Annotated in this window: 13 protein-coding genes, 1 tRNA gene and 1 pseudogene; 8 read left to right on the forward strand and 7 right to left on the reverse strand. The window is 40.2% G+C overall.

The window, feature by feature from the left end; genetic code table 11:
- Positions 1–32: 32 nt before the first annotated feature.
- The 3 genes from PSM_RS05175 to PSM_RS05185 form a co-directional block, all read right to left on the reverse strand.
- On the reverse strand, positions 33–584 hold the full coding sequence (locus PSM_RS05175) for a hypothetical protein (protein WP_236613528.1): 552 nt from the start codon (positions 582–584) through the stop codon (positions 33–35).
- 415 nt (positions 585–999) lie between these two features.
- Positions 1,000–2,823, reverse strand: coding sequence for a DEAD/DEAH box helicase (locus PSM_RS05180; RefSeq protein ID WP_013464528.1), 1,824 nt, complete (start codon positions 2,821–2,823; stop codon positions 1,000–1,002).
- 160 nt (positions 2,824–2,983) lie between these two features.
- A complete protein-coding gene (locus PSM_RS05185) occupies positions 2,984–3,247 on the reverse strand; it encodes a GrxA family glutaredoxin (protein ID WP_008114535.1) in 264 nt (87 codons plus the stop codon).
- A gap of 287 nt (positions 3,248–3,534) precedes the next feature.
- Between PSM_RS05185 and PSM_RS05190 the strand changes: the two genes are divergently transcribed.
- Entirely contained in the window at positions 3,535–3,981 is a 447-nt protein-coding gene (locus PSM_RS05190; protein ID WP_010391385.1) for an Hsp20 family protein, read from the forward strand.
- Positions 3,982–4,040: 59 nt separating this feature from the next.
- Here PSM_RS05190 and PSM_RS05195 read toward each other — a convergent pair whose 3' ends face one another.
- The 4 genes and pseudogenes from PSM_RS05195 to PSM_RS05210 all read right to left on the reverse strand — a co-directional run bounded on the left by PSM_RS05195 (position 4,041) and on the right by PSM_RS05210 (position 8,462).
- Positions 4,041–4,553, reverse strand: coding sequence for a hypothetical protein (locus PSM_RS05195; RefSeq protein WP_013464529.1), 513 nt, complete (start codon positions 4,551–4,553; stop codon positions 4,041–4,043).
- Entirely contained in the window at positions 4,550–5,740 is a 1,191-nt protein-coding gene (locus tag PSM_RS05200; protein ID WP_013464530.1) for a peptidyl-prolyl cis-trans isomerase, read from the reverse strand. Before PSM_RS05200 ends, PSM_RS05195 begins: the two co-directional genes overlap by 4 nt.
- A pseudogene (locus tag PSM_RS05205) lies at positions 5,740–6,753 on the reverse strand (phospholipase). Before PSM_RS05205 ends, PSM_RS05200 begins: the two are co-directional and overlap by 1 nt.
- 155 nt (positions 6,754–6,908) lie before the next feature.
- Complete coding sequence (locus PSM_RS05210; protein WP_013464533.1) at positions 6,909–8,462, reverse strand: cryptochrome/photolyase family protein; 1,554 nt, start codon at positions 8,460–8,462, stop codon at positions 6,909–6,911.
- A gap of 224 nt (positions 8,463–8,686) precedes the next feature.
- Here PSM_RS05210 and PSM_RS05215 point away from each other — a divergent pair.
- The 7 genes from PSM_RS05215 (at position 8,687) to rpsO (ending at position 15,607) form a co-directional block, all read left to right on the forward strand.
- Positions 8,687–8,763, forward strand: a tRNA-Met gene (locus PSM_RS05215).
- A gap of 279 nt (positions 8,764–9,042) precedes the next feature.
- A complete protein-coding gene (gene rimP, locus PSM_RS05220) occupies positions 9,043–9,498 on the forward strand; it encodes a ribosome maturation factor RimP (RefSeq protein ID WP_008114543.1) in 456 nt (151 codons plus the stop codon).
- Between the two features lie 38 nt (positions 9,499–9,536).
- Positions 9,537–11,036: a transcription termination factor NusA gene (gene nusA, locus PSM_RS05225; RefSeq protein ID WP_013464535.1), complete on the forward strand. Its 1,500-nt coding sequence runs from the start codon at positions 9,537–9,539 to the stop codon at positions 11,034–11,036.
- Positions 11,037–11,061: 25 nt separating this feature from the next.
- Positions 11,062–13,719, forward strand: a complete 2,658-nt coding sequence (gene infB / locus PSM_RS05230; RefSeq protein ID WP_013464536.1) for a translation initiation factor IF-2 — start codon at positions 11,062–11,064, stop codon at positions 13,717–13,719.
- Between the two features lie 157 nt (positions 13,720–13,876).
- Positions 13,877–14,284, forward strand: coding sequence for a 30S ribosome-binding factor RbfA (gene rbfA, locus PSM_RS05235; protein WP_008467148.1), 408 nt, complete (start codon positions 13,877–13,879; stop codon positions 14,282–14,284).
- Positions 14,284–15,228 carry a tRNA pseudouridine(55) synthase TruB gene (gene truB, locus PSM_RS05240; RefSeq protein WP_013464537.1) on the forward strand — a complete coding sequence of 315 codons (945 nt, stop codon included), beginning with the start codon at positions 14,284–14,286 and terminating at the stop codon, positions 15,226–15,228. The genes rbfA and truB overlap by 1 nt, the downstream gene beginning before the upstream one ends.
- A gap of 109 nt (positions 15,229–15,337) precedes the next feature.
- Positions 15,338–15,607 carry a 30S ribosomal protein S15 gene (gene rpsO / locus PSM_RS05245; protein WP_006793376.1) on the forward strand — a complete coding sequence of 90 codons (270 nt, stop codon included), beginning with the start codon at positions 15,338–15,340 and terminating at the stop codon, positions 15,605–15,607.
- The last annotated feature ends 170 nt before the right edge of the window (positions 15,608–15,777 follow it).

A 15,777-nucleotide genomic window follows, 5' to 3' on the forward strand; every position in this document is an offset into this window, starting at 1 on the left:
AAAAGTGCTGTAATATTCAAAGTAAGTCTAAGTTACCTTTCTAAATCTCTCACTATATAGCCAAACAAACTAGCCTCACCAAAAATATAAACATAATCGTTTTTGTTATTCATTATTGTAGACTTATCTTCGTACCATCTAAAATCATGAGTTTCGTTTGTTTTAGGATCTTTAAAATATAAACGAGTACAATTATCTTCATAATCAGAACCACACTTTTGCACATCAGTTAGGATATATTCCTTATACCAATAGTCGCCTTGCGTGTAGTAAGCCCATAATTTAATGGGGGCAGAGAATAAAAAATAGAGACTTGCATAGATTAACAAAGGGATTAATGGGTACGCGAATATTAATGATAATTTCGTTTTTGTATCTGAAAAACTATATTTAAGGTGCTCTCTGTATTTACTGCAGCGTCTATATTTATTGAATACAAGTATATTTAAATAGATGAATGATGCGCCACAAATAATAGGGAATGCTATAAAGAAAATAACGTCGTATATTTCATTTGTGATAAATGGTGGATCTGTAAAGTCCATTAAAATAGGAATAATTATGCATAATAAAATAGGTAACATTATTACTACAAAGAGTAAGTTGTCGTAATTTCTTTTCAATTTTTAATTCGTCCATGAATTATAGCCTTTGCTTAGTTTACATAAATTTTATTGTTTTAAAAATCAAAGAAAACATGTTTATACACATTAAGTAATCTGAGTTTTGGATAATAAAGCTATCTCAATCAGCTTTTTCAACGCTAATTACGTTGAATTTACTTACAATAGGCTAGCTATTGACGCGTAATTTCGCCTTGTTTTCACTGCAATCTCTGGTTAGAGAAAACAAAAAAATATTTTTAATTCAATCTGTTAGTTAAGTGCCTAATACTGACTTGCGGCTTCAAGTTACGGAAATTAAGCAGATAGCTGAATTCTAGACACAAAAAAGCCTTGGCACTTTCATGCCAAGGCTTTTTTTCTAAAGAGTCGTTGCTTACTTAGCGGTAAAGCTAACTGGGCGACGTTCTTTACGAGGGCCGCTACGCTTATCAGGGCGTTGACCATCTTTATTAAAGCTACGCTTCTTGTCACCAGCAGGGCGTTCAGAACGCTCGCCGCGTGGCTCAGAAGGGCCTTGATCTTGTGTTAATGTCATACCCATTGGGCGTTTACAAATAAACACTTTCTGGAAGTGATCAAGTACATCTTTAGGCATGTTTTGCGGTAATTGTACCGTACTGTGACTGTCGTGAAGACGAATGTCACCGATAAACTTGCTTGAAATGTCTGCTTCGTTAGCAATTGCGCCAACAATGTTCTTAACCTGAACACCATGCTCACGACCTACTTCGATTCGGTATGTATCCATAGGGCCTGCATCACGGCTGTTGCGCTCGCGTGGTTTACGCTCAGCGCGCTCACCACCGCGTTCGTTACGACGACCACGGTCATTGCTACGAGGATTACGATCATTACGTTCGTTACGCTCACGCGGTTGAATCTTAACTTCTTCAACTTTAATTGGTGATTGTTGCTGTGCTAAACACAGTAACGCACCCGCTAAGTCTTCAGGAGCAAGCTCAAGTTTTTGTGCCATGTTAGCAGCCACTTCATTGAAGAAAGTAATATCTTTGTTTTCAAGAGCAAGCGTAAGCTTTTCTTGTAAGGCATTGATACGTTTTTCTTCAACAACTTTAGCTGTAGGTAATTCAACTTGTGCGATTTCAGATTTAGTATGACGAATGATATTTTTAAGTAAGTAACGCTCGTTATGCTTAACGAAAAGAATCGCTTTACCAGTACGACCAGCACGACCTGTACGGCCGATACGGTGAACGTAGGCTTCAGAGTCTTGTGGAATGTCGTAGTTGATAACTAAGCTTAAACGGTCTACATCAAGACCACGTGCCGCTACGTCTGTTGCAATAACAACGTTTAGCATGCCGCTTTTTAAACGATCAACTGTGCGCTCACGCGCTTGCTGGTTCATGTCACCGTTAAGTGGAGCAGCAGAGAAACCTTCGCGCTCTAATAACTCAGCTAGTTGCACTGTATCGTTACGTGTACGTACGAAAACAATAGCACCTTCATATTGTTCTGCTTCTAAGAAACGAACAATGGCTTTGTTTTTATGTACGTGTGCATTCCAAAACACTTGCTCTACTGACGATACAGTTGAGTTGCGTGCAGAAATATGAACCTGTTCAGGGTTGTTCATATATTTGCTGCTGATGTTTTGAATTTGCTTAGGCATAGTCGCAGAGAAAAGACATGTTTGCTTTTCACGCGGCGTTTTTTCCATGATGTTTTCAACATCATCGATAAAGCCCATACGTAGCATTTCATCGGCTTCATCAAGTACAAGTGCTTGTAAAGCATCAAACTTGATAGTGCCACGGTTTATGTGATCGATTAAACGACCCGGTGTAGCAACAATAATCTGTGCGCCACGACGAAGTGCGCTCAACTGGATGCTGTAGCTCTGGCCACCATATAGTGCCAGTACTTCAACACCACGAGTGTGTTTTGCATATTGTTCAAATGCCTCAGCTACTTGGATCGCAAGCTCACGGGTTGGTGTGAGTACAAGGATCTGTGGCTGTTTCACAGACGGGTCAATATTATTTAGTAATGGCAGTGCAAATGCTGCTGTTTTACCTGTACCCGTTTGTGCTAGTCCCAGTACGTCCTTTCTTTCTAGCAATAACGGTATACATTGAGCTTGGATTTCAGATGGTGTCTTGTAACCCAACTCTTCAACTGCCTTTAAAATTGCAGGAGAAAGATTTAGAGATTCAAACGTGACTGGTTCTGACATTAATACGCCTCAACGAATTTAAAGAGGCGCGCATTGTATAGGAAATACGAGGCAAATGCTTGTATAAATTACAACTAATTTATATGTGTTTGATGTTGGTCGAAATTTAACCAGCTCAAGTTGTGCGTTAATTAAGCTGGTTAACAATATACCTACAAATTTACTGGTAAAGGCCTAGGTTTTCTTTGGCGTAGGCTTCAAATTCAGTAAAACCACCAATGTGTGTTTGGTCTACAAAAATTTGTGGCACAGTCGGGCATGGCTTGCCTGCAGACTTCTCTAAATCTTCTTTACTGATACCTTCTTTGATGATGTCGATGTAGCGGTATTTAAAATCATCGCGGTCATTAGCAAGTTGCTCTGCAACATCTTTAGCGCGAACACAAAAAGGGCAGCCTTCACGGCCAAAAATTACTGTTAACATAACGCTCTCCTCAAATTAGTTGACCCTAGTTTAACTAATTTCATTATTTATTACAGTGCAAAAAAACGATTATTGTGTTCGCTTTTTTTAGGGCCTGTAAAAAATAAAAATATTTTATAAAAAATCTTGAAATAAAATTGTCCGCCCATAAATAGTTATTTGAGGACGCCTGATGGGTCTTCATTTAAACAGAACTATTTGAAAATTATATTATTAATTAAATTTTGCTGTTACTTGTTCAAACGAAAAGTGGCAGCAATATATCGCTTAAATATGAGGATATTATTATGCGTACAGTAGATTTATCACCCCTATACCGTTCATTCATTGGTTTCGATCATTTAGCATCATTAATGGATGCCGCTGCACGAACTGACAAGCAGCCAAGTTTTCCTCCATACAACATCGAAGCGCTTGATAAAGACAAATACCGTATCACTATGGCAGTTGCTGGATTTAGTGAAGACGAGTTAAGCCTACAATCTGAAAACAACACGTTAGTTGTATCAGGCACTAAAGCAGGTAAAGATCAAAACGATGAGCGCAAATTTATTCATCAAGGGATTGCCGAGCGCAACTTTGAGCGTAAGTTCCAGTTAGGTGACCACGTTAAAGTACTTGGCGCAGACCTAGCCAACGGCTTACTAAGCATCGACCTTGAACGTGAGATCCCAGAAGCGCTGAAGCCGCGTAAAATTGAAATTGGCTCAGGCAATATGCTCGAAAGCAAATAGCTAAGCTAGCACACGTATTTTCCCTGTGAAAAGCCGCCATTTGGCGGCTTTTTGCGTTGTTAGTCTTTTAAATCTATTTGCATTTGTTTTAAAGCGTTAATTTTATCTATCGCAACTTGCAGTTGTTCTTGTGAAAGCTTTTTTTGCCGGCCTTTAGCAAGTAAGTCTTCAAGCTTTAATATTTTGGCTTTTGCAGCAATAACAAAACGTTGCTCTAGCTGTCTTTGCTGTTCAAGGTGGAAATCTTGATATGCCTGGTGATTATTTAAATCACCGCTGTACTGAGCAACTGGCTGAGTATTTTTTACTATGTTGGGTAAATAGGCAGGAGAGGTTATTGGTGGCAAAGGCTGAGGGCTAGTATTACTAATTGTAGCCGTTTTCAATTGCGTGCTTTTCAGCTCTTGGGTCATGTCAGCAGTAGTCAGCTCAAGTGACGTTATTTGCTTAACACTTTTAGCTTGGTTAAGGGAATCAATATTCTTTATCGTTGGTTTACTAGTATATTGAGTAAAAAGTGCGTACATACCAACACAAGCTACAACAACAGAAACGAAAACTTTTTTGCTCATAAAATTACTCCTGTCTTATTTTGCCACTTGAGCCAAGTATCCTCATACTGTTGTACCGCTTTTTGTTTTGCGATGGCCTTTGTTGCTTGGTATCGAACGGTTTCATCTTCTGGCGAAAAGTACTCAAACTGATGCTCATAACTGTGTATCACCACCCATTCACCACTGGGTGTACGTATAACAGGAGAAATAGTGTTTTCTTTAGTTGTGAACGCAAGTTGTACAACCCAGCTACTTTTGTTTTTACGGTTTAATTCACTGTTGTATTGAGCATATATATCTTGTTTTCCTGATATTACTAATGCTTGTTTTAGCGTTTTGTTACCGGCCAAGGTGCGAAAACCTACAGCATTGGCTCGATGAGCAAATTGAGCTCCATGTGCTTTTACGTGGCTTAAAAATTTAAACTGCGATTTATTGGCTTGATAAAACGCTTTAATTTCGTTTTTGTTTACTTGTTTCTCTAGTTTTTCAAGAACGGGGCTTTGCATATGCATCATTGTATTTATGCCTAGCCAGCTTTGAATGGAGGGGCGCAGAATATCTCCTTTAGCTATTTCATACAGATGTACAATATCAATATTCTGTTTTGCCAAAATCGGTTTGGCTTTTGAAAACGCTATATTGAATTGCCGTTTTTTTATTAATTCACTTTTGAATAGTTCACTATCTCCTTTGTGGAGTTTAAAGCGTACCTGCATTGATAGTGAATCGACAAATTCATATAAATTAATAGCGTTATACAAAAGAGGGGTTAAATCAAACTGCTGCATTTTTTTGATGGCGCTTTGCACATACTGGCCATTTTTAGGGTAGGGCCCTAATGTGTGTTTAAGCCATTGGTTATCATAAGTTTCAAGCTTTATCGGGCTTGACTGTGTGCTTATAACTAATTGTGAATCGAACAGATTTTTTAAGTAACGTTCAACATGGTATTGAGTACTAAAACCAACGGCAGATTGTCGTTTTATTATCGCAGGTGTTTTTAGCGCAGCTTGTTGTAATAAAAACTGATTCTCATACAGACGAGTTCTAACTTCATTGATTGTAATATCAGGGTTGTGCTTTAAATAAGCACGATGCATAAAGTTAATTTCATCACTGCTGTATTGTGTAAATGATGCCATTACTAGGGAGTGGTAAAACACACCTAGTAATGTGATCACTAAAATAGCCATTTTTTTCATTAGCGAGCAACCATGGCGTGGTTTAATAAGTGCACCACCATTGCTATTGCATGGGGCACGACCTGCTTAGCTATATTAAGGCGATCAAAATGATCTTCTGAGTTGAGTACAATCCCACCTTGTGCATAAGAAAATGAACCGCCTTGAGTTAATAATGGGCGAACATCTTGGCTATTTTTATCTAAAGGCGAGAACGTTTGCATTGCTTGAGTAACGAGTGATAAATCGTTGAGCTGCTCTTGGTCATAGTAATCGTTTACCCAACTTTCCCAACTAGAATGATTTAGATCTGATGTGGTCTATGTGTGGTGAGGTTGTAATAAATCAGTAGTATGAAATACAAACCCTAATACTTGGGGATTGCCGCTTTGTAAGTAACTTTGATACCAATATTGCCCTAAATTATCGATAGGTTGAAATGGCATTTCTTCAAAGTCATCGTACATAGAATAGGTTGAGTTGCTATCGATTCTGTAGTGAGATTCTGTTACACCATAACTGTTATATTTTGAAGAATCGGCATTAAACCAACCTGTTTCTCCCCCTTTACCATCATCAAGATAGTCACCTTTAAGCCAAGCAGATGCAAGATTATCAATATTTCCCCAAACGGTGAGCTTTTCATAATTATAACCACCAAAATCGTTTCCATGTTGGTCTGCACCTTGGGTATGATTTTGAAAATGCCAATAGCTTGTATATTTAACTATACTTTGCGCTGCTCCCCATACTGGCGCTTGAACACATGAACCTGTAATAGCACCACAGAAAAAGGTGTCTTCAAAGTCATCTACATCATAAGCAGCTTGTCCCAGCAGCTCGGCTAATTCAGAGATTGTCAGATTGTTTTGTGCAGCGTACTGACGTAGGGCAGCATATTCGGTGCTGGCTGGGTGTTGCTGCATATAATTTACGGCATCAAGAACAATACGTTTGTGAGTTTCTTGACTAAAAGCTTGAGCTTGGCTTGTACCGAGTAATAAAAGTGTCGCTGCAATTAATTGTTTTTTCATTTTATTCTCATCATAGTTTGGAGTAAGAGGTGCTATTAAAAAATAAGCTCATTACACTGACATGACAAATAAAACATTTAATTAATAATATTACCTATTTTGGTACTTTAATATTAACTATCAAGAATGCTGCCGTCAATTGACGGCATTTATATTTAAAGCTTTTCAATATTATTTAAATAGTTGTTAGCTTGCTCTAAGGTTTCTTGGCGCAATGATTCATCTTGTTTATCCCAATTACGATAAACCATGCCTATTCGCGGGTTTTTCTCAAGTCGTTCTCGGTGTTTTTGCATAAACTGCCAGTAGAGGCTATTTAACGGGCAAGCGTCTTTACCCACTTTTTCTTTTACTTTGTATTGGCAGCTTTTACAGTAGTCGCTCATTTTATTTATATAGTTGCCGCTAGCCGCATAAGGCTTAGTGGCTATGATGCCATCGTCAGCAAACTGGCTCATCCCTCGGGCGTTAGGCATTTCTACCCATTCAATTGCATCGATATAAACACCTAAATACCATTCATCCACTTCATCGGGACTGATGGCGGTTAATAAACAAAAATTGCCTATTACCATTAAGCGCTGAATATGATGGGCATACGCGCTGTCTAAGCTTTGTGTTAATGAGTGGCTTAAGCAGTTCATTTTTGTTTTACCATTCCAAAAATAACGTGGCAGTGCACGGGTTGCATTAAGCTGGTTTTTGTAAGCGTAATCGGGCATGTTTTTCCAATACACGCCACGCACATATTCGCGCCAACCCAGTACTTGACGAATAAAGCCTTCAACCTGAGAAATAGATATTTCATCTTGGCGTTGTTGGTATTCTTTGACAACACGGTCGATAATATAGCGAGGGTGTAAAATTTTGGCATTTAACGCAAATGATAACCGGCTGTGATAAAAGGTATCTTTATCAGGGCATTGATCTGTCATCGCATCTTGAAATTGACCAAAGCGGGGGAGTAAATGTGCACAAAAGTGATCAAGTGCGCTTATTGCTTGTTTACGGGTTGTTGGCCAGCTTAATTGGGTTTCTATTTGCCCAAAGTATTTTATTTTATGTTTATCTAAACGCTCAATGATGGTGCTAACATCATTTTTAAATAATTTGGGTTTGGGGATATCGGCTAAATCGCTTTTTGAAAACTTATTACGGTTATTCGCATCAAAATTCCATTGACCGCCATGAGGTTTTTCATCGTCCATTAAAATATCAAACTGCTTTCGCATTGCCCGATAAAAATGCTCCATAGTGACGTGTTTATCTTTTTTAAAGCGTTTGTCTATATCGTTAAATGCTAATAAAAAATGCTCGCTGTCACAGGCAGTCACAGCTAATTCGCTGTTAGTGGCAAAGTCGTGCAGTTGTGTTTTTAAACGGTACTCATCTGGGTATTGATATTCAATTGAGGTGCATTCATGCTGCTTAGCTAAGCGAGTTAAAAGAGCGGGTAAGTTATTATCGTCTTTGGTGTCATCTAACGTTAAATGCAACACGTTAAAGCCGGCATCTTTTAAGGCGTTAGCTAAGTTTTCCATGGCTTTAAAAAAGGCTGATATTTTTTGCACGTGATGCTTTACGTACTGCGCTTCTTGCATGAGCTCGGCAATCACAAACACGGTGTCATCGGATTTATCTTTAAACCAAGAATGAGCGGGGTTTAGCTGGTCACCTAAAATTAGTTTTAAGGTTTTGAATTTTTTCATAATGAGCCAAAATTATTTTTATACGCTGTATTTTAAAAAGCGATCGATTTCTACATGTCGTTTTAATCATAGAGCAAAGCAATAAACAGCATTGCTTTTTTTATCAACTTATTACTTATTGTGGTTGCTAATTTAGGTGTATATCTTTATAATAACGGCCATTGTTTAGTAGGTTATAAAATTTACTAACAGCGATATTAAGTTATTAACTTTTTATCTATTGGCGCGGGATGGAGCAGTCTGGTAGCTCGTCGGGCTCATAACCCGAAGGTCGTTGGTTCAAATCCGGCTCCCGCAACCAATCTTAATAGTAGGTTTATGCTTACTACTTTATATCGCGCATTCTAAGTAATGCGCGTTTTGCGTTTAAGCTAATGAAGTTTAATTTGGTCAGGGTACTGACTCGCAACCAAGCTTGGCCCTAGGCCACACAGTTTTGCGTTTTTTGGTGTGACGCCCCGCTTGGTTCGGGGCGTTGTTGTATCTGCACCGTTTGATTTAATGTTTATCGATTAAATCAAAATTTAAACTCAGTATTTTAGGGCTATAAGCCCTTTTTTTGTTTGTATGGAGGATTTTCGTGACAAAACTTGAACAAGATTTAGTAACCATGTTAACGCCTGCGGTAGAAATGTTAGGCTTTGAATTACATGGGCTTGAGTTTGTACAAGCGGGTCGCCATTCTACCTTAAGAGTATACATTGCTCATGAGGATGGGATTTCAGTTGACAACTGCGCCGATGCAAGTCGTCAAATTAGTGCGATTTTAGACGTCGAAGACCCAATTACAAACGAATACGATTTGGAAGTGTCGTCTCCTGGTGTTGATCGTCCATTATTCAAACAAGATCACTACGAGCAGGCGCAAGGAGAGGAAGTACGCGTGCGTACTAAGCTTCCACAAGATGGTCGCCGTAATTTTAAAGGCGACTTAATAGCAGTTAGCAGCGATATGATCACACTATCTAGCGATGGTGCGGAGCATTTAATCATGCTTAGTAACATTGAACGTGCGAACATAATCGCAAAGTTTTAATTCGAGTGCGAAGGAATAGGGCAAGCGAGGCATTACCCATGGCAAAAGAAATATTATTGGTTGCTGAAGCCGTTTCCAATGAGAAAGCGGTTCCAAAAGAAAAGATTTTTGAAGCTCTAGAGTTCGCATTAGCGACAGCGACAAAGAAAAAGCATGATGGTGAAATTGATGTACGTGTTGCAATTGACCGTAAAACCGGCGATTACGATACCTTCCGTCGCTGGCAAATAGCTGAAGTTTTAGAAGATGGTTCTTTAGAGAATCCATACAGCGAAATCACGTTAGAAGCTGCTCAAGTTGAAGAACCTGACTTGAAAATGGGCGACTACGTAGAAGAGCAGATTGAATCAATTAAATTTGACCGCATAACAACACAGATGGCTAAGCAAGTGATCGTACAAAAAGTACGTGAAGCAGAGCGCGCCTTAGTCGTTGAAGCATATAAAGATCAAGAAGGCGAGCTGGTAACGGGTGTTGTTAAAAAAGCAACCCGTGATGCAATCGTACTTGATTTAGGTAACAACGCAGAAGCGGTTATTTATCGTGACGACATGCTGCCACGTGAAAACTTCCGCCCGGGTGATCGTATCCGCGGTCTTTTATATGAAGTGAAGCCTGAAGCACGCGGTGCACAATTATTTGTAACCCGTTCTAAACCAGAAATGCTGATGGAATTATTCCGCATTGAGGTGCCAGAAATTGGCGAAGAAATGATTGAATTACGCGCTGCAGCACGTGATCCAGGTTCACGCGCTAAAATCGCGGTTAAATCTAACGATAAGCGTATTGACCCTGTTGGTGCGTGTGTTGGTATGCGTGGCGCACGTGTTCAAGCGGTATCGTCAGAACTTGGCGGTGAGCGTGTTGATATCGTACTTTACGATGACAACCCTGCACAGTTTGTTATTAACGCAATGGCACCAGCAGAAGTGGCTTCAATCGTAATGGATGAAGATACACACTCAATGGATATTGCTGTTGAAGCTGATAACTTAGCACAAGCTATTGGTCGTAATGGTCAAAACGTACGTTTAGCAAGCCAATTAACTGGCTGGGAATTAAACGTAATGACCGTTGATGAAATGCGCGCTAAGAACGAAGCTGAGTCAGATAAGTTAATTAACTTATTTACTGAAAACTTAGATATTGATGACGAATTTGCATCATTACTTATCAACGAAGGTTTCTCAACACTTGAAGAAGTTGCTTATGTTCCGGCTTCAGAGTTTTTAGAAATCGACGGCTTAGATGAAGAAACAGTGGACGTATTACGTTCACGTGCAAAAGATGCATTAACAACGAAAGCGCTTAAAACGGAAGAAAGCTTAGAAGGCGCTGAGCCTGCTGAAGACTTACTTGCGCTAGAAGGCTTAGAGCGTCATTTAGCATTTGTTATGGCAAGTAAGGGTGTAGTAACACTTGAAGACTTAGCTGAGCAAGGCATTGATGAGCTTGTAGATATTACAGAGCTATCTTCAGAGAAAGCGGGCGAGCTAATTATGGCTGCACGTAATATTTGTTGGTTTGCAGACGAGTAATTTATTAACGGAGGTATTAGAGACTATGGCAGAAGTAAATGTTGAAAAACTAGCCGGTGATATAGGTACAACTGTTGATAAATTACTACAGCAGTTTTCACAAGCCGGTATTACTAAACAAGCAGGCGATAATGTAACTGAAGCTGAAAAAGCGACGTTACTTGATCACCTAAGCAAGCAACATGGTGGCACGGGCTCTGAAGGCCCTGCTCGCATGACATTGCAACGTAAGAGCAAAAGCACATTAAGTGTGACGGGCTCTACGGGTAAAGCAAAAGCTGTGCAAGTTGAAGTTCGTAAAACACGCACTTATGTGAAAAAAAGTGCCGTTGAGCAAGAGCAAGAACAGCAACGTCTAGCCGCTGAAGAAAAAGCACGTCTTGAAGAGCAGCAAAAAGCTGAACAAGCCGCTGCTGAATTAAAGGCAAAACAAGAGGCAGAACGTAAAGCGAAAGAAGATGCTGATCGTAAAGCCAAAGAAGAAGCTAAACGCAAAGCAGATGCTGAGCGTAAAGCGAAACAACAGCAGATGACCCCTGAGCAAAGTGCTAAGTCTGAGAAAGATCGCATCGAAGCTGAGCGTCTGCAAAAAGAAGCAGAAGAGGCCGCATTGAAGAAAGCTGAAGAAGAAGCGAAACGTCAAGCAGAAGAGGCAAGAAAGCTAGCTGAAGAGAACTCAGCACGCTGGAAGAAAGAAGAAGAAGAACGTAAGAAACGCGAAGAAACCGCGGATCACCACCTTACGACTTCAACGTACGCACGTGAAGCAGAAGATGTAGCTGATGCTCGCGAAGAGCAAGGCTCTCGCCGTGCGAAGAAAAAGAAAAAAGCGCCAGCAAAAGATAAATTTGCAGCGTCTAAAGGTAAAAAAGGTAAGCTAAAAGCGCCAGCGTCATTACAGCACGGTTTCCAAAAACCAACGGCTGATGTTAAAAACGAAGTGCGTATTAGTGAAACAATTACAGTTGCTGAGCTTGCATCACGCATGGCGGTTAAAGGTGCTGAAGTTGTAAAAACTATGATGAAAATGGGTGACATGGTTACTATTAACCAAGTTATTGACCAAGAAACTGCGCAACTTGTAGCAGAAGAAATGGGCCATAAAGTTATCATCGTTAAAGAAAACGAATTAGAGCAAACAGTACTTAATGACCGCCATGAAGATGGTAAGTCAGAGCCACGTGCGCCAGTAGTAACTGTTATGGGTCACGTTGACCACGGTAAAACATCGACGCTTGATTACATTCGTTCAGCTAAAGTTGCATCAGGCGAAGCCGGTGGTATTACACAGCACATTGGTGCATACCACGTTGAAACTAACGGCAACATGATCACTTTCTTAGATACTCCGGGTCACGCCGCATTTACATCAATGCGTGCTCGTGGTGCAAAAGCGACTGATATCGTGATCCTAGTAGTTGCAGCTGATGATGGCGTAATGCCACAAACTAAAGAAGCGGTACAGCATGCTCGCGCAGCTGGCGTTCCTTTAATTATTGCTGTTAACAAAATGGATAAAGAAGGCGCAGATCCAGATCGCGTTAAAAACGAACTAGCTCAGCTAGACGTTATCCCAGAAGAGTGGGGCGGCGATACACAGTACGTGCACATTTCAGCAAAAACTGGTTTAGGTATTGATGACCTACTAGAAGCTGTATTAATGCAATCTGAGCTTTTAGAGTTAAATGCGCCGACCGAAGGTATGGCTGCAGGTGTTGTTATTGAATCACGTCTTGATAAAGGCCGTGGTCCTGTTGCGTCTATTCTTGTTCAGTCAGGTACGCTTAATCAAGGTGACATTGTATTATGTGGTCTTGAATACGGCCGTGTTCGTGCAATGCGCGATGAAAACGGTAAAGACATTAAGTCTGCCGGTCCTTCTATTCCAGTTGAGATTTTAGGTCTGTCTGGTATTCCAGCTGCCGGTGATGAAGCAACTGTAGTTAAAGATGAGCGTAAAGCGCGTGAAGTTGCACTTTACCGTCAAGGTAAATTCCGCGATGTTAAACTAGCGCGTCAACAAAAAGCGAAGCTTGAAAACATGTTTACTAACATGACTGAAGGCGACGTATCTGAAGTTAACGTGGTACTTAAAGCAGACGTTCAAGGTTCAATCGAAGCAATTTCAGACTCACTAACTAAGCTTTCTACTGATGAAGTAAAAGTGAAGATTGTTGGTTCTGGTGTTGGTGGTATCACAGAAACTGATGCAACTCTTGCGGCAGCGTCTAACGCGATTGTGGTTGGCTTCAACGTTCGTGCTGATGCATCAGCGCGTAAAGTGATTGACTCTGAAAACCTAGATCTTCGTTACTACAGCGTAATCTACGCGCTAATCGAAGAAGTTAAGCAAGCCATGTCTGGTATGCTTGCGCCTGAGTTTAAACAAGAGATCATTGGTCTTGCTGAAGTACGTGACGTATTTAAGTCTCCAAAAATTGGTGCAATTGCCGGTTGTATGGTTACTGAAGGTACTATCAAGCGTAGCGCACCAATTCGTGTACTTCGTGATAACGTGGTTATTTACGAAGGCGAGCTTGAGTCATTACGTCGCTTTAAAGATGACGTTGCTGATGTTCGTAACGGCATGGAATGTGGTATCGGCGTTAAGAACTACAATGATGTTCGCGTTGGTGACCAAATCGAAGTATTTGAAACAGTTGAAGTACAACGTACTCTTTAATTGTTATTAGGTGGTGTTGGACATTCAAGGTTGTACCTCGATAGCCCAACATAACCTATGCTAAGATTTTAAATGGGGGCTCAGCCCCCATTTGTGTATCCATTATTTAGTTAGCTTATTATTATTTTTCAATAAGTTATAATTTTAGGAAAGTGAAATGAGAGAATTTTCTCGCACTGATCGTGTTGCTCAGCAAATTCAAAAAGAAATTGCGGTGATTTTACAACGCGAAATTAAAGATCCACGCTTGGGCATGGTGACAGTGTCTGCGGTAGAAGTATCGCGCGATTTATCTTATGCCAAAGTTTTTATCACCGTGTTTAACACTGAAGATGAAAATGCAGCCAAACAAAGTGCCAAAGTACTTAACGAAGCAACCGGTTATATCCGCTCGTTGCTAGGTAAACGTATTCGTGCGCGTATCATGCCTGAGCTTAAATTTGTGGTTGATAATTCATTAATGGAAGGGATGCGAATCTCTAACTTAGTGGACTCTATCATTCGTGAAGATAATGCTAAGCATGTTGATGATGAAACAGATAGCGAAGAAGGCACTAAAGACTAATGGCAAGACGCAGTAAAGGCCGTCCAGTTGATGGTATTTTGTTGTTAAACAAACCAGAAGGTATTTCATCAAACAAAGCACTGCAGCAAGCGAAAGGTATTTATTTTGCTCAAAAAGCAGGGCACACTGGTGCGCTCGATCCGCTTGCGACCGGTATGCTGCCTATTTGTTTTGGTGAAGCCACTAAGTTTACCCAGTTTTTACTCGATACAGATAAAACCTATGTTGTGCGAGCAAAACTGGGTGAGCGTACTACCACGTCAGACTCTGATGGTGAAGTGGTCGAAACGCGTGATGTTAATGTTACTGCTGAACTGCTTACACAGGAAATTGCTAAATTTTTAGGTGAGTCAGATCAATACCCATCAATGTACTCAGCGCTTAAATATGAAGGCAAGCCTTTATATAAATACGCGCGCGAAGGCATAGAAGTCCCTCGTAAGTGTCGAAAAATTAACGTATTTAGCTTAACGCTTGATGAGTTTGATGAGCAAGCTAACGAAATACAAATGACTGCCCATGTATCTAAAGGCACGTATATTCGTACTATTGTTGATGACTTAGGTGAAAACCTTGGCTGCGGCGCGCATGTGATTATGCTGCATCGTAGTGCTGTAGGGCATTACCCAGCAGATAAAATGGTCACACTTGAGCAGTTAGAAACGTTATTAAATCAAGCGAAAGAACAAGACGTTGCGCCTTCTACTTACCTTGACGAACTATTATTGCCAATGGATACCGCGTTAGTTGATTTACCTGTTGTGGAAATTACTAAAGAGCAGGGAATAGCATTTAGCCATGGTCAAGCTGTGGTGCTAGGTAAAGAATTACCTGAAGGTGCAATAAAAGTTCTGGCTGACGGAATTTTTATTGGTACTGGTGAACGTAATCCTGATGGCCATCTAAAATCAAAACGTGGCTTGTCTAATCAGCAACCAGAGTAAAGTTTAACTTGTAGTTATGCTGATAATTGGTAGAATACGCCCGCTTAATCGTTTTGGCTGAATTAGTGATCGGCTAAAGCACCTATTAAATTTAACTTTTGGAGTTATTATGTCACTAAGCAATCAAGAAAAAATCGATATCATTGCTAAATTCGCACGCGCTGAAGGCGACACTGGTTCACCTGAAGTACAAGTAGCATTACTTACTTTTGATATCAACAAGCTTCAAGGTCACTTTGCTGATCACAAGCATGACTTCCACTCACGTCGTGGTCTGCTTCGTAAAGTAAGCACTCGCCGTAAACTGCTTGATTACCTTAAAGGTAAAGATATCTCGCGTTACACTGCGTTAATCAAAGAGCTTGGCCTACGTCGCTAAGAACTTGATTATCAAAAAGGGAGCTTTTTAGCTCCTTTTTTTGTGCTTAAATTTTCTCGTCTTCCCCAGTACTTTTCAGTAAACCCCTTGAAATATCGAATAAAAGCCATACTATTATCATTCACAAAGCGAATGTTTTTGGCATTGCTGTAAGCACTATTTTATCTCGG

Source organism: Pseudoalteromonas sp. SM9913, from assembly GCF_000184065.1.
GTDB classification, from domain to species: domain Bacteria; phylum Pseudomonadota; class Gammaproteobacteria; order Enterobacterales; family Alteromonadaceae; genus Pseudoalteromonas; species Pseudoalteromonas tetraodonis.

Coding starts and splice junctions, on each gene's coding strand:
- PSM_RS05175 (WP_236613528.1), bottom strand. CDS start 584: ATGTTACCTATTTTATTATGCATAATTATTCCTATTTTAATGGACTTT.
- PSM_RS05180 (WP_013464528.1), bottom strand. CDS start 2,823: ATGTCAGAACCAGTCACGTTTGAATCTCTAAATCTTTCTCCTGCAATT.
- PSM_RS05185 (WP_008114535.1), bottom strand. CDS start 3,247: ATGTTAACAGTAATTTTTGGCCGTGAAGGCTGCCCTTTTTGTGTTCGC.
- PSM_RS05190 (WP_010391385.1), top strand. CDS start 3,535: ATGCGTACAGTAGATTTATCACCCCTATACCGTTCATTCATTGGTTTC.
- PSM_RS05195 (WP_013464529.1), bottom strand. CDS start 4,553: ATGAGCAAAAAAGTTTTCGTTTCTGTTGTTGTAGCTTGTGTTGGTATG.
- PSM_RS05200 (WP_013464530.1), bottom strand. CDS start 5,740: ATGAAAAAAATGGCTATTTTAGTGATCACATTACTAGGTGTGTTTTAC.
- PSM_RS05210 (WP_013464533.1), bottom strand. CDS start 8,462: ATGAAAAAATTCAAAACCTTAAAACTAATTTTAGGTGACCAGCTAAAC.
- nusA (WP_013464535.1), top strand. CDS start 9,537: ATGGCAAAAGAAATATTATTGGTTGCTGAAGCCGTTTCCAATGAGAAA.
- infB (WP_013464536.1), top strand. CDS start 11,062: ATGGCAGAAGTAAATGTTGAAAAACTAGCCGGTGATATAGGTACAACT.
- rbfA (WP_008467148.1), top strand. CDS start 13,877: ATGAGAGAATTTTCTCGCACTGATCGTGTTGCTCAGCAAATTCAAAAA.
- truB (WP_013464537.1), top strand. CDS start 14,284: ATGGCAAGACGCAGTAAAGGCCGTCCAGTTGATGGTATTTTGTTGTTA.
- rpsO (WP_006793376.1), top strand. CDS start 15,338: ATGTCACTAAGCAATCAAGAAAAAATCGATATCATTGCTAAATTCGCA.